Origin of the sequence: Saccharothrix algeriensis (genome assembly GCF_016907655.1) — a bacterium.
In the GTDB taxonomy this organism is placed as follows: Bacteria; Actinomycetota; Actinomycetes; order Mycobacteriales; family Pseudonocardiaceae; genus Actinosynnema; species Actinosynnema algeriense.
In genome coordinates this window covers 91,393-110,306 of record NZ_JAFBCL010000001.1, presented here as the reverse complement: position 1 = coordinate 110,306, position 18,914 = coordinate 91,393, and the positions used below count along the sequence as shown (strand labels likewise).

At 77.3% G+C, this 18,914-nt stretch carries 12 protein-coding genes; 5 read left to right on the top strand and 7 right to left on the bottom strand.

Annotation, left to right across the window (positions count from 1 at the left end; all coding sequences use genetic code 11):
• The first annotated feature begins 23 nt into the window (after nt 1-23).
• Entirely contained in the window at nt 24-953 is a 930-nt protein-coding gene (locus JOE68_RS00410) for an alpha/beta hydrolase (protein WP_204840350.1), read from the top strand.
• A gap of 58 nt (nt 954-1,011) precedes the next feature.
• On the opposite strand, the gene JOE68_RS00405 is transcribed toward JOE68_RS00410, so the two are convergent.
• A complete protein-coding gene (locus JOE68_RS00405) occupies nt 1,012-1,605 on the bottom strand; it encodes a TetR/AcrR family transcriptional regulator (protein WP_204840349.1) in 594 nt (197 codons plus the stop codon).
• Between the two features lie 255 nt (nt 1,606-1,860).
• A complete protein-coding gene (locus JOE68_RS00400) occupies nt 1,861-2,349 on the bottom strand; it encodes a TspO/MBR family protein (RefSeq protein WP_204840348.1) in 489 nt (162 codons plus the stop codon).
• A gap of 193 nt (nt 2,350-2,542) precedes the next feature.
• Here JOE68_RS00400 and JOE68_RS00395 point away from each other — a divergent pair, with 193 nt between their 5' ends.
• Entirely contained in the window at nt 2,543-3,130 is a 588-nt protein-coding gene (locus tag JOE68_RS00395) for a hypothetical protein (RefSeq protein ID WP_204840347.1), read from the top strand.
• A gap of 20 nt (nt 3,131-3,150) precedes the next feature.
• On the opposite strand, the gene JOE68_RS00390 is transcribed toward JOE68_RS00395, so the two are convergent.
• The 5 genes from JOE68_RS00390 to JOE68_RS00370 form a co-directional block, all read right to left on the bottom strand.
• The gene (locus JOE68_RS00390) at nt 3,151-3,510 is read right to left on the bottom strand and encodes a DUF2203 domain-containing protein (RefSeq protein WP_204840346.1); all 360 of its coding nucleotides are present in this window, start codon (nt 3,508-3,510) and stop codon (nt 3,151-3,153) included.
• A gap of 85 nt (nt 3,511-3,595) precedes the next feature.
• Complete coding sequence (locus tag JOE68_RS00385; protein WP_204840345.1) at nt 3,596-5,791, bottom strand: esterase-like activity of phytase family protein; 2,196 nt, start codon at nt 5,789-5,791, stop codon at nt 3,596-3,598.
• Nucleotides 5,792-6,021: 230 nt separating this feature from the next.
• Nucleotides 6,022-6,714 carry a hypothetical protein gene (locus JOE68_RS00380; RefSeq protein ID WP_204840344.1) on the bottom strand — a complete coding sequence of 231 codons (693 nt, stop codon included), beginning with the start codon at nt 6,712-6,714 and terminating at the stop codon, nt 6,022-6,024.
• 38 nt (nt 6,715-6,752) lie between these two features.
• Complete coding sequence (locus JOE68_RS00375; RefSeq protein ID WP_204840343.1) at nt 6,753-10,298, bottom strand: DEAD/DEAH box helicase; 3,546 nt, start codon at nt 10,296-10,298, stop codon at nt 6,753-6,755.
• Between the two features lie 278 nt (nt 10,299-10,576).
• Nucleotides 10,577-11,392: a siderophore-interacting protein gene (locus tag JOE68_RS00370; RefSeq protein ID WP_204840342.1), complete on the bottom strand. Its 816-nt coding sequence runs from the start codon at nt 11,390-11,392 to the stop codon at nt 10,577-10,579.
• Between the two features lie 423 nt (nt 11,393-11,815).
• Between JOE68_RS00370 and JOE68_RS00365 the strand changes: the two genes are divergently transcribed.
• From JOE68_RS00365 to JOE68_RS00355, 3 genes are read left to right on the top strand one after another with little or no spacing between them, the layout of a single operon-like run.
• Nucleotides 11,816-12,664, top strand: coding sequence for a DUF4132 domain-containing protein (locus JOE68_RS00365; RefSeq protein WP_204840341.1), 849 nt, complete (start codon nt 11,816-11,818; stop codon nt 12,662-12,664).
• The gene (locus JOE68_RS00360; RefSeq protein ID WP_204840340.1) at nt 12,661-17,469 is read left to right on the top strand and encodes a hypothetical protein; all 4,809 of its coding nucleotides are present in this window, start codon (nt 12,661-12,663) and stop codon (nt 17,467-17,469) included. The genes JOE68_RS00365 and JOE68_RS00360 overlap by 4 nt, the downstream gene beginning before the upstream one ends.
• On the top strand, nt 17,466-18,605 hold the full coding sequence (locus tag JOE68_RS00355; RefSeq protein ID WP_204840339.1) for an ATP-binding protein: 1,140 nt from the start codon (nt 17,466-17,468) through the stop codon (nt 18,603-18,605). The genes JOE68_RS00360 and JOE68_RS00355 overlap by 4 nt, the downstream gene beginning before the upstream one ends.
• Nucleotides 18,606-18,914 lie beyond the last annotated feature (309 nt).

Sequence of the window (18,914 nt, the reverse complement as noted above, 5' to 3'; positions counted from 1 at the left end):
CGCCCCCGAGGAGACCCCTCCCCATGCCGCTCGACCCCGCGGTCGCCGAGATGTTCTCGGCGACCGCCCCACCCCCCGCGGGCGCGGCGCCGCGGACGGCCGCCGAGCTGCGGGCCGCGTTCGCCGCCGGCGTCACCGTGCCGGCCGAACTGCCGGAGGTCCGCTCGGTCACCGACCTGGCGGTGCCCGGCCCGGCCGGCGACCTGCGGGTCCGCCTCTACCGGCCCGAGGCGGCCCGCCCGACGCCGCTGCTGCTCTGGATGCACGGCGGCGGCTGGACCATCGGCGGCATCGAGGAGAACGAGCTGGTCAACCGCCGGATCTGCCGGGACGCGGGCGTCGCGGTGGCCTCGGTGGAGTACCGGTTGGCCCCGGAGCACCCGTACCCGGCCGCGCCGGACGACTGCTACGCGGCCCTGTCCTGGCTGGTGGTCCACGGCGTCGAGCACGGCGTCGACGCCTCCCGCGTCGCGGTGGGCGGTGAGAGCGCGGGCGGCAACCTGGCGACCGTGCTCGCCCTGCTGTGCCGGGACCGGGGCGGGCCGCGGCTCGCGGCCCAGGTCCTGGTCTGCCCGGTGACGGCGCACCCGGACGACCCCGGCCTGCGGTCCTACGCGGACTGCGCCGAGGGGTTCGGCATGTCCGCCGGCTCGATGCGGTTCTTCTTCGAGCAGTACCCGTCCTCGCCCCGCGACCTGGACGACCCCTACCTGCTGCCCTCGCGGGCGCCCGACCTCACCGGCCTGCCGCCGGCGCTGGTGATGACCGCGGAGTACGACGTGCTGCGGTCGGAGGGGGAGCAGTACGCCGCCCGCCTGGCGAAGGCGGGCGTGCCGACGACGCACAAGCAGTACGACGGCCAGGTCCACGGCTTCTACGGCCTGTACACGGACCTGCCCGCCTCCCCGGTCTCGCACGCGGACGTGGTCGACTTCCTCGTCTCCGCGCTCTGACCGGCCACCAGCCTCCGCCCCCGCCGACCCCGCGGCGGGGGCGGAGCCCCGTCCGGGCTCAGTCGCGCGCGATGCGCTCGAAGAACGAGTCCAGGTGCTGCCGCTGGAGCTTGCGCGTGGAGTAGCGCGGCCCGACCAGGCTCATCACGTTGGCCCCGGCGTTGATCAGCACGATCTCGTCGACCAGCTGCTCGTCCGACAGCGGGGTGCGGATCTCGCCGTCCGCGCGGGCCCGCCGGATGTGCTCGTGCAGCAGGCCGCGCCAGCCCTTCAGGTGCTCCCGGTACCGGTCGTGCAACCGCTTGTTGGACAACGACATCTGCCAGAACACCAGCAGCACCCGCGCCGCGGTGACGCGCTTGGCGTCCAGCGGCATCGAGCCGTAGCACATGGCGCGCAACGCCTCCAGCCCGGAGCGGTCCGCGACCGCGCCGGCGATGTACTTGTGCACCATGGACAGCGCGCGCTCGAAGGTGGCCTCCACCAACGCGTCCTTGCTGGCGAAGTACCGCTTCAGGGCGCCGTTGGCGAAGCCCGCGGCGGTGGCGATCTCACGCATGGTGGCGGCCTCCAGGCCACCGCGCACGATGAGGCCCCACGTCACGTCGACGATGTGCTCGCGACGTTCGTCGTGGTCGATCACCTTGGGCATCGTGCTCCTCGGAAGCGCCGGTTCGTCTACGTTTGTAGTGTAACCGTGATCCGGGCGCCCGGACCGCGCTGGGAGAAGGCACACAGCACCGGATTCAGCCGCGCGCGACTCCGCCGCACCGGCCGGGAAGGCGCCGTCGGGACGCGCCGCGCGCCCGCTGCGCGCCGCCGGGGACCCGGACGGCCGGTGGAGCCGCACGCCGGGCGGCGCGGCCCCCGGCGCCGGGGCGGACCCCTCGGCGCGGGCCGCCTCGCGTCAGGAGTTGGCCCGCCACAGGGCGAAGTTCAGCGCCGTCGCGTAGGCCACCCACAGCCAGTACGGCACCAGCAGGAGCGCGGCGCTCCGGGACACCCGGTGGAAGACCCCGATGGTCACCGCCACCAGCACCAGCAGGGCGGAGATGTCCAGCAGCGCCAGGCCGTAGGCGCCGCCGCCGAAGAACAGCGGCGTCCACAGCGCGTTGAGCACGAGCTGGGCCGCGTACACCCACAGCGGCCGGGTGAAGCCGACCCGCCGCCAGACCAGCCACCCGGCGACCGCGATCATCGCGTAGAGCACCGACCACACCGGCCCGAACAGCCACCCCGGCGGGGCCCAGGCGGGCTTGGCCAGCGCGGCGTACTCCTCCCGCGAACCCTGGACGCCCAGCGAGCCGACCAGCGCGACGACGACCACCGCCGCCGCGAACCCCGCCAGGACCCACCACCGCCTGCCGTCGCGCCCCGCCGCCGGAACCGTCGCCACGGATGCCCCTCCCGATCCGATCGGCACTGCTCGTGCACCGAATCTAGAGCCGCGCCGGCGGTGGGGCCACTCGACGGGGAGCGATCCGCCCCCCGCGTCCGGTCACCGGACAATCCTTTGTGGACTCCGGCCCCGCCCGGTCCGACCGCCGCGCCGGGGGAACCGGACGGCCCCCGGCGGCGTCGGCGTTGACATGACTGCTCGCGTGCCGCCGTGGCGCTCGCCCTGGACACCGGTCGTGGCGGCGTCGGTCCCGGTGGTCTGCACGCTGTGGTCGGTCGCCGTCCCGGGCGGCTACTTCGGCCTGCTGCTGGTGGCGCTGACGTGCTGGGTCGTGGTCGTCGCGGCCTGGGCGGCGGTCGGCGTGCTCGCCGTCGCCGCCCTGCCGCGCCCCCGGTCGCGGCGCCTGGGCCGGCTGTGGCCGTGCGCGCTCGTGCCCGCCCTGCTGGTGGCGACCTGGGCGACGGCGCGCTCCGGCGTCGTGGAGCGGGTGGTCTTCGAGGCCCACCGGCCGGAGCTGGAACGCCTCGTGGCGGACGTGCAGGCCCGGCCGGACCGGCGGGTGGACCGCCGGGAGGTCGGGCTGTACTCGATCAGCCGGGCCACCGCGGACCCGAACGGGCCGTGCACGCTGATCACGTTGCGGCACGGCGACGTCCTGCTCGGCAGCAGCGGGTTCGCCTACTGCCCGGAACGCGCGCCCACGAGCACCCGGCTCGCCGAGGGCTACTCCTACACGCCCATCGACGGCCCCTGGTACGAGTTCGTCTTCACCTGGTAGCCGCCGGCAGCCGGGCGCCGTCAGGGCAGCCGGCGACGCCCGGCGAAACCCAGGTCGGCGCGGTGGTACCAGGCCAGCTCCGGGTCGCCCTCCAGCCAGCACAGCAGCACCGGCTCGCCGTCGAGGTCGGCGGGGAAGTCGACCAGCAGCGGCGCGAAGCCCTTCAGCTCCGCGCCGGAGACCTGCACGGTGGTCATCAGCTCGTCCAGCCGGGCCTGCGCCGCCTTGAACTCGGCCAGGCCGCCCAGGGCGGTCGGCGCGCCGCCGCCCAGGGCGGCGGACAGCTCGGCGGCGTCGGCCCGCAGCGCGACGATCCCGTCCAGCACCGGGCGCAGCCGCGCCAGCTCGTGCCGCGCCTCGGACAGGGTGAACAGCCCCAACGCCCTACCCCGCCGATCGGATCGGTGATCGCACCGCTCCAGGCTACGCCGGGGCGGGCGCCCCGGCGCGGCCGGAGTCGGCCGATCAGCGGATCAGGCCCAGCCGCAGGAACACCGACTCGCCCGGCGCGTCGTCCACGCCGTCGTTGTCCACCGCGCCGACCAGCCTGCGCAGCGGGCCGTGGCCGACGACGGCCAGTCCCTCCACCTTGTCGTGGGCCGCCGCGCCACCGGCCCGCAGCGCGGGCAGCAGGTCGCGGGCGAGGGCCTTGGCCACCACGGGCTTCGGCTCGCCGGCCGCGACCGGCCGCAGGCGGGAGACGTCGACCCGGTAGACCTTCTTGGTGGCCGCGGTGTCGCCGCGCTGGTTGTCCCGCTCCAGCACCAGCAGCGTGCGGTCGTCCAGCGCGGTCAGCTCCGACAGGCCGACCCAGCCGGTCCTCGCGGCGTCCAGCGGGTACGCCGCGAACGCCCACTCGCCGGTGGCGGGGGTGAAGCGGGCCAGCGTCGCCTGGCCGAGCCGGTCGGCCTTCCACTCGCGCTGCACGGCGACCCACACCTGCTCGCCCGCGCCGCGCCCGGTGGTGGCCACGCCCTCGAAGCCGTTGCCGGTGGCGGTGGCGGCGACGCCGTCGGGCAGCGGCACCTCGCGCACGACCGCGCCCGACGCGGCGACCTCGACCAGCAGGTTCGGCGTCTTCTTCCCGTCGCCCTCGGCGGCCACCCAGTAGCCGCCGCCGCGCCGCGCCGCGATGCCCTCGGCGTCGTAGCCCACCGGCGCGCCGCCCCTGGTCAGGGTCAGCTCCGCGCGGACGCGGGCGGGCGCGGCCAGGGTGTCGACGGTGAGCACGCGCGTCGGCCGGTAGGCGGAGTCGGCGACGGCGACGACGGAGCGGTGGTCGCCGGGGATGCCCGACAGCCCCGACAGCGCGCCGAACCCGATGCCGTCGGACACGATCGACGGCGCGCCCTGGTTGCGCTGCAACGACACCGGCAGCGGCGTGCGGGTCAGGCGGTAGGCGCTGAGCGAGGAGCGCACGCCGTCCTCGGCGGAGTCCTCCTCGGCGGACACGACCAGGGTTCCGGTCGCGGGGATCGGCAGCAGGCCCTCCGGCCCGACCCCGGTCGGCAGGGCCTGCAGGAACCTCGGCCGGCGCGGGTCGTCCACGTCGTAGACGGCGACCAGGTTGGCCCGCTCCAGGCCGACGAACGCGTACCGGTGCCGCCCGAAGGTCGCCACGGCCAGGCCCTCCGGCTCGACGCCCTTGTTGTCCGACCGGCCGTCGGCGTACTGGCCCTGCCGGATCGCCACCTGCTCCAGCTCGTTGCCCGAGGAGTGCACGACCCGGCCGGACGCCGCGTCGAACACCGTCCAGGTGCGGGAGCCGCCCCGGTAGTCGCCCTCGTCGGCGGTGGCCAGGGTGCGGTCGTCCAGCCACGCGACGGCGTCGGGCTCGCGGGGGGCGGTGATCGTCCCCGACGGGTCGATCCGGCCGTCGTCCTCGGTGTCCACGCCGGTGACGGTGGCGGAGCCGGCGGAGAAGTGGCCGACCACCGCGCCCGAGGGCAGGTCCACGACCGCGATGTGGTTGTTCTCCTGCAACGTGACCGCGACCTGGTTGCGGCCGTTGACGCTGACGTACTCGGGTTCGGGGTCCTCCGGCGCGACCTCGGCCAGTCCGGTCAGCTCGACCCTGCGCAGCGCCCAGGCGGCCGGCGCGCCCTGGATGTCGACCACGGCGAGGAACCCGGCGGGGGCCTGCGGGAGCCGGCCGCCGTCCACGTCCTCGTCGCGCTCGTTCTCCACGGCGATGGCGGCGTAGCGGCCGTCGGGGGAGATGTCGACGGAGTCGGGCTGCCCGCCCAGCTCGTGCCGGGCGCGGACCTCGCGCGAGTCGAGGTCGACCACCAGCAGCGCGCCCGAGGGCGCGGTGGACGACCCGGAGGTGTTCACCGCGACCAGCGCCAGCCGGCCCAGGACGTCGACCGAGGTCGGCTCACCGGGCAGGGGCAGCACGCCGTCGGGCGTCAGCCGACCGTCCCGGACCTTCGTGAAGCCGATCCGCCGGGCCGGGGAGTCGGTGTGGACCACGGTCCCGCCGTCGGCGGTGGCCGCCGCGATCTCGGCCGCCGTGTGCTGGTCGGCGGAGCTGTTGCGGTGCACCGGCATGGTGTCGACCCGCTGGAACCGCTCGGGCGTCCTCGCCCCGGCGGGTGAGGGCACCGACATGCTCATCCCGCAGGCCAGCAGCACTGCGAGAACGCGGACAGGACGGACCACGGGGCCTCCAACCTCGACGACGGGCGCGCGCTTTGTAACCCACCGGAACGTCTTCGCGGTGAACGGACCGTGACCGGCCGGGGGACCCCGTCCGGTGGTCCGGGGTCGCGCCCGGTGACGACCGGTGTCGCGGCGGACCTGCCGGCCCGGCTGGACCTCGACGACCTCGGCGCGCTGCCGGCGGCGGCGTCGCCGGAGTTCGATGGGTGACCGCTGCGGCGGCCCGGGGTTCAGGGGAGGCGGTGCAGTTCGAGCCACCGGCGCCAGGTGGCGCGCGTGACCCTCCGCTCCGGCTGGTCCGCGATGTCGAGGACGAACCGGGCCCGCAGGCCGATGACCGGGTCGGGGGCGTGCAGCAGGGCGGAGACCCTGGCGCGGAAACCGCTGTCGGCCACGTGCGGCACTAACTGCGCGTACATCCAGTCCTTGCACCGGTACTGGCGGTGCAGGGCGGTGATGACCAGGTTCGCGACGTCCGGCCGCATCCCCTCCGGCACCCCGAACCGGCCGAGCCGGCGCAGCACGACCTCCTTGCGCGACCACGGCGACCACAGGTCCGAGGCGGGGGAGCGCCACTCGGCCGGGTGGCACGCCTCCCAGCGCAGGTACAGCACCACGAACGGCCCGTACAGCGCGTGCGCGACCTCGTCCTCCAGGTCGGCGTCCAGGAACCTGTCGAGGTGGCCGAACAGCGTCTGGTCGTGGTGCCAGCGCTGGTCGGCGCGCGCCTGGTCCATCTCCGCCGCCAGGTGCGGCTGGGTCGGCAGCGGCGTGCCGGCCTCCCGCCACACCCGGTTGGTCCAGCGCAGCGCGGCGCCGCTGCCCTCCACCAGGGCCTGGTGCCGCGCCAGGGCCCGTGCGCGGACGGCGTCGTCGGGCGCGATGAGGTCGAACGCCCACGAGCGGGCGGAGGGCCGGTTCACTTGCACCACCAGGACATCGACGAGGTCGGGACGGGGTTTCAGGCTCGCGGGGCGCGCACGGCGCCCAGGCCGCGGCGGGCGGGCGCGGGCGGCGGAGGTTCGGCGTCGTCGGCCAGCGCGTCGTAGGCCGACAGCCAGCCCGTGGCGCGGTAGTCGCCGCGCCGGGTGAACACCGCCACGCCCCGGTCCGCGGTGTCCGGCTCGTCGGGGGCGTCGGGGAAGGGCACCTCGGTCGCCGCCCGGGTCGGGGTCGGCGGGCTGTGGTGCTTGCCGTGCCACGTGACGGCCGACGCCGCCACCGTGCCCGCGACGGTCGCGTGGTCCTCGTGCACCGCCAGGGCGGCGGTGGTGGCGCGTTCGCGCAGCAGGGCGGTGTAGCCGGCCTGGTCGAGCCCGCACTCGGCGGGCGGGCGGCCCGGCGGCCAGTCGGGGGAGCGCACGCCGCGCGCCAGCGCCGAGCGCCACATCTCCGGCACCAGGTCGTGGGCGCGCTGCCGGGTCGCCATCTGCTCGCACAGCCACAGCAGGCGGCCCGCGCCGCGCCGCGGCCGGAGGTGCCGCCAGCGCACGCGGTGGTCCAGGTCCGCGGCCACCACCGCGATCCACGGGTGCACGGTGCCCAGCGCGCCCTGCGCCGCCAGCCACGCCAGGTAGCGCGGCGCCTGGTCGAACACCGGGTGCAGGGTGGTCAGCGGGATGCCCGCGGCGACCCTGCGGCGGGTCCGGCCCGGCGCGAACAGGTGCGGCGAGCGGGCGGCCAGCAGCAGCGCCGCGCGGGCCAGGTCGCCCGGCGCGGTGGTGGTCTGCGAGCCCAGGCCCTTGACCGACGCGGTGTGCGTGATCCGCGAGGCCCGCCCGCCCGCCTTGACCGCCGTCGCCACCGCCGGGCGCACCTGGTCGGGCACCGGGATGGCCGCCAGGTCGCGCACCGCGACCGACAGCACCAGGGTCAGCGCGTCCTCGGCGGCGTCCGGGTCCGGTGGCGGTGGCAGCAGCCGCAGCGCGTAGCGCAGCCGGTGGCCGGCGTGCGTGGACACCATCATCCGGGCGGTCAGGCGGCCCAGTTCGGTGATCGCCAGCGCGCCGTCCGGCCGCGCGGCCAGGTGCCCCTCGTCGACCAGGAACGACACCGCGTCCTGCACCGGCTGCAGCGCGTCGTCGCCCTGCGCGTGGGCCAGCGTCTCCACCCACCACGCCTCGGCGTCGGCCAGGCACGTGATGCGGCCCTGCAGCACCTCCGCCAGCACGTGGTCGGGCAGGCTCTCGTGGATGCGCGAGTACACCGAGTAGCCCGCCACCAGCCGCGTCTGCCACGCCGCCCGCTGGTGCTCGTCCACCACCAGGTACGACCAGCCCTCGGTCTCGCCTGCCCCGATCCGCCCGGCGCGGCCGAACATCTGCAGCACCATCGACGTGTCCATGGCCTCGCCGCCGACCGCGGTGTCGCGCACGATCACCGCGCGGGCCGGCAGGTTGACGCCCGCCGCGACCGTGGAGGTGGCCACCAGGACGTCGGCCCGGCGTTCCCGGAACGCCCGCTCGGCGGCGTGCTTGTGCTCGTAGTCCGCGTAGTGCAGGCGCACGCCGACCTCGGCGCAGACCTGCGTCAGGCCGTCCACGTCGTCCGAGGCCACGGTGTGCACGGGCGCGCCCCGGTCGGCGGCGATCGCCATCGCGGTGGAGCGCACGTTGCGCTTGGACCCGCAGAACACCAGGACGCTGCCCCGCTCGGCGGTGTGCCGGGCGGTCAGGTCGACCACCACCTGCTCGCGCAGGCGCGCGTTGGCCGCGTACCCGGACGCGGCGGGCACGGTCGGCAGCTGCCAGGTCACCCGCGACGGCCGCCAGCTCGTCGCGACCAGCTCCGCCTCCAGCCACTCGGCGACCTCGGCGGCGTTGGACACCGTCGCCGACAGCCCGACGATGCGCACCGGGGAGTCCGCGCCGCGCACCCGCGCGAGCAGCGCCTCCAGCAGCGCGCCCCGGCCGGGCGTGCCGAGCAGGTGGATCTCGTCGACCACCAGGCAGCCGACCTCGCCCAGCGCCGCCTGCAGCGACGCGGCCCGGCAGATCGCCTCGAACTTCTCGGTCGTGGCCACCCACAGGTCGGCCGCCCGCACCCGCTCGACGTCGACGGCGTACTCGCCGGACAGCCGCTCCACCCGCAGGCCCCGCGCGCGCCAGGTCTCCAGCTCGCGGTCCAGCTCGTCGGTCAGCGAGCGCTGCGGCACCAGCCACGCGGCCTTGCGGCCCTCCTCCAGGATCGCCTTGAGCACCGCCATCATCCCGATCGCGGTCTTGCCCGCGCCGGTGGGCGCGGTGATCAGCAGGTGCGAGTCCTCGTCCACGATGTGCGGCGCGGCCTGCGCCTGCGCCGGGTTGAGCAGCGGGAACGGCAGGTAGGGCAGCCACCGCGGCGGCACCAGCCGGTCCGCCGGCGCGGGGTCGGGCGGCGCGGCGGGCGCCGGCTCGTGCAGGTCCCACAGCAGGTCGAACGCGAGCCGCGCGGCGAGCGCGCCGTCCTCGCCGACGGGTTCGCAGGGCTCCGGGACGACACCGCCCACCTCGGACAGCCAGGCCGTGGCCCGCAGCGGGCCGGTCAGCGACGAGACGGTCTCCTGCTCCAGCCAGTGCCGGACCGACCGGTGCGCCACGCCCTCCCGGGTGAGCAGCTCGCGCAGGTCGTCGAACTCGGGGCGGTCGGGCATGAGGACGCGCCCGTCGGTCACGCCGGCCGGTGGCTTGAGGGTCGGGTCGGTGGTCTTGCACCACCACACCGGGCCGGCGCCGGCCGCGTCGACCAGGGCGGGCGGCAGGGCCGGGACGTCGTCCTGCGCCGTGGGCACCGCTTCGGAGCCGGCCAGGACGGACCTGATCCGGGCCGCCATGACGGTGGTCGACATCCGCCGCGCCGCACGTGCGGGCCGGGGTTCCCCGGGTGGTCCCGGGCTGTCGAGCGGGTCGTCGGGCGCGGGCGGTCCGGGGAGGTCGGCGGGTTCCGCGGGCCCGGCGCCGGCCGGGAGCCCGGTCGGCCGCGCGGGCCCGGCCGGGTCCTCGGCCTCGACGAGCCCGGTCCCGGCGGGCGGTCCCGGCCTGCGCCCCGGCCGCCGCTCCCGCTTCGGCCGGCCCGTCGCTCCGGTCGGACCCGCTGCGGAGGTCGGGCCCGTCGCGGTGGCGGGGTCCGTCGCGGCAGGCGGACCGGGGACCTCCTCGTGGTGCGCACGGGCCTCCCGCGCCAGCGCCGCGAGCTGCGCGTCCTCGGCAGCCCGCCGCGCGACGGCCTCGGGCCGCAGCTCGCCCAGCACCGACCGCTGCGAGAGCTGCAGCTCGCGCAGCGTGAACGACGCCGGGCACCCCGGGCACACCACGGCGGCCTGCAACTGCTGCTTGCCCCGGTGCGGGTGGGCCCGGTAGAGGCCGTGCAGCCCGCCGGCGCAGCGGGGGCACCGCTTCTCCACCGGGATCGGCGACCACTGCCAGCCGGGCTCGGCGTACCGGGCGATCGCGGGTTCCGGGCGGACGCCCCACCGGGCCTCGACCACCCCGGCGACCGACGTGTCGACGTCAGACGACCCGCGGACCACTCATCGCCTCCCCCGTCGGCCACACCCGGCAAGCACGCGATGCTAACCCGAACGCCACCGGCACGTGCGAACGGCGGCGGGGGCCGCCGCAGCGGCGCGCGCACCGGGACGTGCGCGTCCGACCGGCGACGCGCAGCCGTCGGGCCTGCTCCGGGTCGATGGGCGCCGGCGCGACCCACCGGCCGCTCCACACCGCGCCGCGGCCCGACGCCCCTACGCGGCGGTGCCGGTCGGGAAACCCCGGGCGGGCCGCCCGGGGGACCGGCGCGGCGGCCCGCTCACGCCGGGTTCTCCTGCTCCTGCTCGACCTGGCGGTTCCACTCGGTCTTGCCGGCCTGCCAGCCGTCCTCGTCCTTGCCCACCCGCCAGTAGCCGGAGATCGACAGCTGCTCGCGGGCCACCCCGCGCTCCAGCCGGAGGTGGCCGCGCAGCTGCTTGACCATCGCGGCCTCGCCGTGCACGAACACGTGCGGGCGGCCGGGCGGGAACTCCAGCGCGCGCACGGCCGCCACCAGGGCCTCGCCGCGCGGGCGGTCGCCGCGGTGCAGCCAGACGACGTCGAACGGCGCGTCCAGCTCGTCCTCCGGGCCGTCCACCTCGGCGAAGACCCTGGCGACCGCGCCGGCGGGCAGCGCGTCCAGGGCCGCGGCGATGGCGGGCCACGCGCTCTCGTCACCGGCCAGCAGGTGCCAGTCCGCGGTCGGGTCCGGCGCGTAGCCGCCGCCCGGACCGGCGAAGTGCAGCACGTCGCCCGGCTGGGCCTTGGCCGCCCACGGCCCGGCGATGCCCGAGTCGCCGTGCGTGACGAAGTCGATCCACAGCTCGCCGGCCTCGGCGTCCCAGCGGCGCACGGTGTAGGTGCGGGTGCGGGGCCACTGGTCGCGGGGCATCGTCTCGCGGATGGCGGTCAGGTCGAACGGGTCCGGGTAGACGACGTCCTCCTGCGGGAACTGGAGCTTGACGTAGCTGTCGGTGAACGGGCCGACGGCGAACCCGGCCAGCCCCTCGCCGCCCAGCACGACCCTGATCATCCGAGGTGCGACCTGCTCGGTGCGCAGCACGCGACCGCTCTTGATCCGGGACCGCTCGGCCATGCGACTCTCCCTGCCACGGTGGACACGCTCGAGGTCCACCGTACGTTGCGGTTCGGCCGTCCGGCGCAACACCCACCGGGGTGCGGCCCGCCGACCGGGGACACCTCGACCGTACGACCGCCGGGAGCCCGTCCGCCGGGACCGGACTTCGGGCCTGCCCCGCCGGGGAGCGCCCCGCCGCCGGTCGGACCCCGCCCGGGGGTGCGGGCCGCTTCGGCGCCACCGGCCGCGACGCCGGCCGTCTCGGCGCAGGACCGGCCCCGCCCCCGGTTCCTCCCCGGGGCGGGGTGTCGGGCGGCGCCGGGGGTCCGGTCCGCGCGGATCATCACAGCCCCGTTGCGGAACGGCCCGCGGGCGGTTTTTGTCGGTGCCCCTCGTTAACCTCCGCCCCACGGGTTCGGGATCGACTTCACAGGAGGAACCGTGGGCTGGCTGGACGCCGCTTCCGGGTACCAGGTGCGGCTTGGGGACGGTGGGCGCGTCCAGGCCCGCAACGCCAAGGGGAAGGTGCTCTCCGCCGTCCCGGCGTCCATCAAGGACGATCCGCGGGTGGTGCAGCTGCGCCAGCTCTCGGAGTGGCTGGCGCGGCACGAGGCGGAGTGCCTGTCCGCAGTGGACGGCTGGCTGGTGCGGTCGCTGCCGGTGCCGCGCGCGCTGATCACCGAGGTCTGGGCCGACGAGGCGTGGGCGAGCGCCCTGCGCGACCTGGTGGTCGTGGCCGACGGCGAGGCCGGGTTCCTGCGCGACGCCGACCCCGGGCGCGGGCTCGGCGTGGTCACCCTGGACGGCGACACGGTGCGGCTGCGGCCCGAGGTGGTGTCCATCCCGCACCCGGTGCTGCTGGAGGACCTGGCGGAGCTGCGCGAGTTCGGCGCGGAGCTGGGGGTCGAGCAGAAGGTGCAGCAGCTGTTCCGGCAGACCTTCGCCCGCGTGCCGCACCCGGTCGGCAAGTCCTCTGTGGAGGACTTCTCCGGCGGCCGGTTCGCGGAGGTCGCGCACGTGGTCGGCCGGTGCCGCTCGCTGGGCTACCCGGTGCGCGGCGGCGAGGCGGTGTACTCGGCGTTCGAGGGCGGCCGGGTGGTCGAGGCCCGGTACTGGATCGGCGCGGACTACCCGGAGGGCGAGGCGTGGACCGGCGGGTTGCGCTGGTCCCTGGAGGACGGAACCGCGCTGCCCCTGTCCGACGTCGGACCGGTCGCGTGGTCCGAGGGGATGCGCATGGCCTCGGCGATCCACGCCGGGCGCGTCGTGGCGGAAGAGGTGGCCCGGTGAGCGAGCACGACGAGAAGGCCCTGATCGCCGCCGGCGCGGTGCTGCCCGGCGCGGCGCCCACCGGGCAGGACCGCGACGCGGTCACCGCCCGCCGCTACGCGCACCCGGCCCTGGGCGACCGGGTGGTGGTGCGGCTGACGCCCGCCGTCCTGGGCCGCGCCGAGGACCTGACCTGCGAGTACCTCGGGTTCGACGCGCCCGGCCGCGTGGCGGCGGTGGGCACCGGGCGGCGCAGCGCCCTCGGCTTCCCGGCGTGGGCGCTGATCAACGACCCGGACAACGCCCACCACGCGCTCAACCTGGTCAAGGACGTCGAGCGGCTGGCCCGCACCGCCAAGTCGAAGGCCGGCGCGGCGAAGGACGGCTTCACCGCCCTGGGCGGGATGCTGGGCCGCTCCGCGCCGCACTTCCTGCCCACCTTCTACGAGCAGGCCGGCCGGATCTTCCTGCAGCACGGCAACACCACCTACGCCGCGTCGATGTTCGGCAAGGCGCGCGAGGCGGAGGAGGTGCACGACCTGGCGGTCGACCCGGAGCGCGTCCGCGAGGTGTTCCTCGAGTTCGCGTTCGCCGGCGCGCTGACCGCGAAGGCGCTGTCCGCGCACGCCAAGGGCCTGGCGCGCAAGCACGAGCCGGGCGCCGCCTACGAGCTGTTCGTGACGCTGTGCGTGGAGCGCACGCGCGGCGGGCTGCCCCCGTACACGGGGATGCCGGAGGACCTGAGGCGGCTGGCGAGGGCGGCCGGGCGGGACGCGGCGGCCGAGGACGAGCGGCTGCTGCGGGCGGTGCTGGACAGCCCGTCGATCGGCCACGCGGGCGCGGCGTTCTGGAAGTCCTACCGGGACTCGCTGGTCGCGCTCGCGAAGCGGGACGAGGCGGTGCGCGCCCGGCTGCTGGCGTTCGTGCCGGCCGCGGCGTCCACCCTGGACACCTGGTTCGGGATCCTGGGCGCGTGCGGTGCGACCCGCGAGCTGGTCGAGCCGGGCGGCGCGGCGGACGCGGCCGAGTGGCTGTCGTCGGTCGTGTCGGTCCGCCGCGGCGGCTGGCGCGGCGTGGGGCGGTCGCGGACGCTGCTCGACCTGGCGGCGGCGATGGCGCCGAGGCTGGCCGCCGACGGCGTGCCGGTGCGCGTGCTCAGCGACTGGCGGCAGGACGAGCTGGACCTGCTGGACCTGCTGGTGGCCGGCGGCGTGCCGCTGGCGCCGCCCCGGCGCGAGCAGGTCGTGGTCAACGTCGGCGGTTGGCTGGCCGACGAGGGCGAGGGGCGGCGCGACCTCGCCGCGCTCGCCGAGTCCGAGCTGCTGGGCGGGCCGCTCGGCGCGGGCGTGGTCGGCCACCTCCGCGCCGCGGCCCGCGGCGAGGTGGTCGGCGTCGACGTGCTCAGCGGGGTCCTGGTCGTGCCCGGCCTGCGGGTCGCGCTGCGGCGGTGGCTCGCCGGGCGCGCCGACCGCTCGCCCGCCGGGCTGCCCGAGCTGACCGCCCACCTCGACGAGCTGGCCCTGCTGCGGCTGCCCGAGGCGTTCGCGGACGTGCCGGAGGCGGCCGAGGCGATCGCCGCGACCGACGTCGCCGCCGCCCTGCGCGCCACGCTGCGCGCCGGCCTGCTCGACGAGCTGGGCTGGCCCGCGCTGGACGAGGCGGTGGTCCGGCTGGCCGCGGGCGCCGCGCCCAAGGGCGAGGGCGTCGTCGTGTGTGGTGAGGGCTGGCCGGCGCTGGTGCTGCGGCGCGGCGAGGCGTTCGTGGTGGTCGGGCCGGACGGGGTGCTCGCCGAGCACGTCGCCCGCATCCCGGCCGACGCCCGCCACCGGTGGCGCTTCGAGCCGACGGCGCGGTGGGTGGCCGGCCGGCTCCTGGTGCGCTGGGACGGCCCCGACCACGAGCTGGCCTACTGGAGCGACGCGCCGGAGCGCGTGTTCGACCCGACCGGCGACGGGCCGCAGCGCTACCGCGAGGCCGACTCGGCGCTGCCGTCGATCGCCCTGGCGGGCGACGCGCGCTTCGGCGGCCGGCGGGCGGTGCGCCCCGGCGACACGCAGGTGCCCGCGGCCGGCACGGCGTTCGGCGACGGCGCCTCGCTCTGGACGGCGGTGCGCGTGGACGGCGCGGTGCGCTGGGTCGAGGTCGACCCGGCCACCGGCGAGCGCGGGCGGGCGAGCCTGCCCGGGTTCCTGGAGGACTTCGCCGCGGACGGCGCGGAGCTGGAGTTGGCCGGCTGCGACCTGCGGCCGGCGGTCGCGGCCACCGAGGGCAGCCCCCTGGGCGCGGCCGGCGGCCTGCACGGCTGGCGGCTGCGCCGCGAGGCCGACGGCTCCTGGCTGGGCGAGGGCGTCGACGGCCGCCGCGTGCGGCTGGCCGCCGGCCCGCGCCCGGTGGGCCTGCTGGACCTGCCCGGTGGCGCGCGGCTGACCGTGGGGCCGGCGGGCAACGCGGTGTCGGTGCTGGACGCGCGGGGCGTCGTGCTGGGCCGGGTGGCCCCGGAGCAGGGCTGCCCGGAGTACGCCGCCGGCACGCCGCTGGTGCCGGCCGTGCCGTGGTGGCACGTGCTGCGACCCCGGGACGAGGCGGGCTCGGCGGCGCTGCGCGCCGTCACCCGCGAGGCCGTGGACGCCATGATCGCGGCGGTCCCGCCGGAGGGGGACGGGCTCGACCGGCGCGAGCGGCTGGCCGCCCTGGTGCGCGGCGAGCGCGACGACGTGGCCGCCGCGGTGGCCGCCGCGCTGCCCGGCCTGACCCACCCGGCGCTGCTGGCGGGCGTGGTCGACCTCGTGCGCCGCGCGGCCGGGCTGGCGCGCGGCTGCGCCGCCTACGCCGGCGTCGCCGCCGCGGCCCGGGAGGTCGGCCCGGTGGCCCTCGCGCCGGTCGGGCCCGCGATCGGCGAGCAGACCGTCGAGTCGGCGCTGAAGTGGTTCGGCGGCGGTCGCTCCAGGCACGTGCGCGCCGGCGCCCGGACCACGCTGCCCGACCTGCTCGCCGCCCTGGCGGAGACCGCGGCGCAACCGCGGCCGGCGGGCCGGGAGCTGCCCCCGCCGGGCAGCGGCGACTGGTTCGAGGCGCTGCCCGCCCTGCCCGCGCTGGCCTACCGCGCGGCGTCCCCGCTCACCCCGCAGGACGAGCGGGAGGCCCTGGCGCTGGTGCTGCGGTGCGTGGCCGACAGCGGCCTGGCCGAGGGCTCCGGCCACTGGCGCACCCTCACCGTGACGGTGCCCGACGGCGCCGCGACGCCGCTGCACCGGGTGACGCCGGTGGGCGAGGGGTTCATCGCCGCGTCCCACGAGCAGTGGCGGCCCCGGGAGGGGAACCGCTACGGGGGCGTGCAGTTCACCCGCACCCCCGGGGCGTTCGAGGTGCCGCCCGGCTGGCGCGTCGTGTCCGCGCACGAGCTGCGCGCGCCGTTCGGGCGGGAGCGGGCCGACCGGTTCCTGGCCGCCCTCGCCGAACGCGGCCCCGCGCCGTGGGTCGCCGAGGCGGTGCCTGCCCTGGTGGAGCGCACCGGCCTGGGCACCGCCGAGGCGACGGTGCTGCTGGCGGGCATGGCGGGCGTGGACCGGTGGGACGCGCACTACCTGTCCACCGCCGAACGCCGCCTGCTGGGCCTGTCCGCCGCCGGGGCGAAGACCGCGAAGGAGCGGCTGCGCCCGCTGGACGGCCCGTTCCGCCGCCGCCTGCTGGCCGCCGCCGTGCCCGAAGACCCGGCCGAGCTGTGGACGACGGGGCCGGACGTGGCCGCCGTCGCCGAGATGTGGGTGGCCGAGCGGGGCCTGCGCCGCCCGGTGCCCGACGACGTGCTGCAGGACGCGACGAAGCTGCTGCCGCTGCGCGGGGCCGGCGAGTACGTGACGGGCGTGCTCGACCCGGACCGCACGGCGTGGCTGACGCAGGACTCGGACCAGCGCCTGGACGGCACGACCCTGCGGGCCCGCAACCCCGACGGCTTCGGCGGGTCGACCCTGCGGGCCGTGCCGGGGGTGCTGCGGTGGCTGGCCTACCGCCTGCCGGCGGGCTCGCCGCTGCGGTCGGCCCTGCCGGTGTCGCTGGCGCTGGCCCGGCGGCGCGTGGCCCACCCGGGCTTCGCCGTCGACCTGGGCGGCTGGGTGCAGGTGGACTCCCTGGCCGGCCTGCTGGGGCAGGAGCCGCCCGCGGAGGGCGGTGCCGTGCAGCCGCGCGACTGGCTGCACGTCGCCCGGACGCACGGCGGGTACTGCCGCGTCACGGTGCGCCCCGGCCTGGTCGGCCCCGAGGACCGGGAACTGCTGGCGGCGGTGGTGGAGGTGACCGGCGGCCGGGAGCTGGGGCAGGCGCTGGCCGACCTCGCCGACGAGGGCCTCGCCGCGGCGTGCGCGGTGGCCCCGGCCGGCGACCCGGAGGCTTACCACCAGGTCCCGGGCGCGCAGCTGGTGGCGGAGGTCGCCGGGGAGCTCGGCCTGGCCGAGGACGCGGCCCTGCTCTACCTGCAGCTGCTGGCGCTGCCCGACCCGACGGACGCCAACGTCGCCCGCTGGACGGGCTGGAAGCCCGCCCGCCTGCGCAAGGCGCGCGCCGCGCTGGCGGAGACCGACCTCGTCCTCACCGCGAAGCGCGCCCGCGCCGGCCGCTCGCTGTTCCTGCCCGGCGGCTGGCTGCCGCTGGCGAGCCCGCACGTCCCCCTGGAGAGCTGGAAAGCGCCCATGTTCGGCTTCACCGACCACCCGACCGGGGTGATCGCGCCCCGCGAACCCGTCGCCGCCCTGTTCGCCCGCGCCTGGCGGCGCGTGCGGGACGGCGACGCGCCCGCCTACGAGGAGCTCAGGACCGGAGGCCGCCGGTGACCGCCGCGCGCCAGGTCGACCCGCCCGAGGACGCCTTCGCCGAGGAGCTGGCGTTCCTGGCGGCCTACGACACCGGCCGCCGCCCGCCCGGCTGGCGGCTCACCCCGCGCGCCGCCGTCGCGTTCGTCACCGGCAGCGGCGACGCGCTGGCCCTGCCCGAGCCGGTGGCGGGCGTGCCGAACCGCATGGTGATCAGCCCGAAGTTCGTGGGGGAGCGGGCGCTGGTCGAGCGCGCCGTCGTCACGCTGGCGGGCGAGCGCGGGCTGCTGCTGGTGGGTGAACCGGGCACGGCGAAGTCCATGCTGTCCGAGCTGCTCGCCGCCGCCGTGTGCGGCACCAGCCAGCTGGTCGTGCAGGGCACCGCCGGCACCACCGAGGACCAGCTGCGCTACGGCTGGAACTACGCGCTGCTGCTGGCGGAGGGCCCCAGCCCCCGGGCCCTGGTCCCGTCCCCGGTGCTCACCGCGATGCGCACCGGCGGCGTGGTGCGCGTCGAGGAGGTGACGCGCTGCCTGCCGGAGGTGCAGGACGCCTTGGTGTCGATCCTGTCCGACCGCCGGATCGCCGTGCCGGAGCTGTCCGGGGCCGACGGCGCGACGGTCCACGCCGCGCCGGGCTTCACGGTGATCGCCACGGCGAACCTGCGCGACCGGGGCGTGTCGGAGATGTCGGCGGCCCTCAAGCGCCGCTTCAACTTCGAGGCCGTGGGCCCCATCGGCGACCTGGCGGCGGAGACGGCGCTGGTGCGCCGGCAGGCCAAGGCGGCGCTGGACCGGGTGAACGCGCCGTTCGCGGTGGACGACGTGGTGCTGGAGGTGCTGGTCACGGCGTTCCGGGACCTGCGCAACGGCGTGTCGGAGGAGGGCTGGTCGGTGGAGCGACCCTCCACCGTGATGAGCACCGCCGAAGCGGTGTCGGTGGCCACCGCCCTCGGCCTGTCCGACGCGTACTTCCCCGGCGACCGCGACCCGCTGTCCCTGCTGCCCGGCCACCTGCTGGGCGTGGTCCGCAAGGACGACCCGGGCGACGCGGCGCGGCTGCTCGGCTACTGGGACGGCGCGGTGCGCCGCCGCGCCGAGACCGGCGCCCGCACCTGGCGGCGCCTCTGGGAACTCCGCGATGTCCTCGACGCCTGATCGGGGCCGCGCGACCCCCGACGGGCCGGGCGGTCCCCCAGGGGCGGCTCGGGCGGGTGCCGCCCGGCCGGTGGCTGGGGCGAGCGTCGCCCGGCCGGTGGCTGGGGCAGGTGCCGCCCGACTGGTGGCTGGGGCAGGTGCCGCTCGGCCGGTGGCCGGGGTGGGTGCCGCTCGGCCGGGTGGCGCGGCCGAGGCGGGTTCCGCGGGGTCGAGCGGTGCGCTGCCGGCTCCCGCGCCGGCCGGCGGGTCGGCTGGGCGGCCGGGAGCGGGTTCCGCCCACCCCGGGCTGCGGGGTGCCCTGCCGGCGGC

Excerpts from the sequence above, each read along its gene's own strand:
- JOE68_RS00405 (WP_204840349.1), bottom strand. The coding sequence starts at position 1,605 with ATGCCCAAGGTGATCGACCACGACGAACGTCGCGAGCACATCGTCGAC.
- JOE68_RS00395 (WP_204840347.1), top strand. The coding sequence starts at position 2,543 with ATGACTGCTCGCGTGCCGCCGTGGCGCTCGCCCTGGACACCGGTCGTG.
- JOE68_RS00370 (WP_204840342.1), bottom strand. The coding sequence starts at position 11,392 with ATGGCCGAGCGGTCCCGGATCAAGAGCGGTCGCGTGCTGCGCACCGAG.
- JOE68_RS00410 (WP_204840350.1), top strand. The coding sequence starts at position 24 with ATGCCGCTCGACCCCGCGGTCGCCGAGATGTTCTCGGCGACCGCCCCA.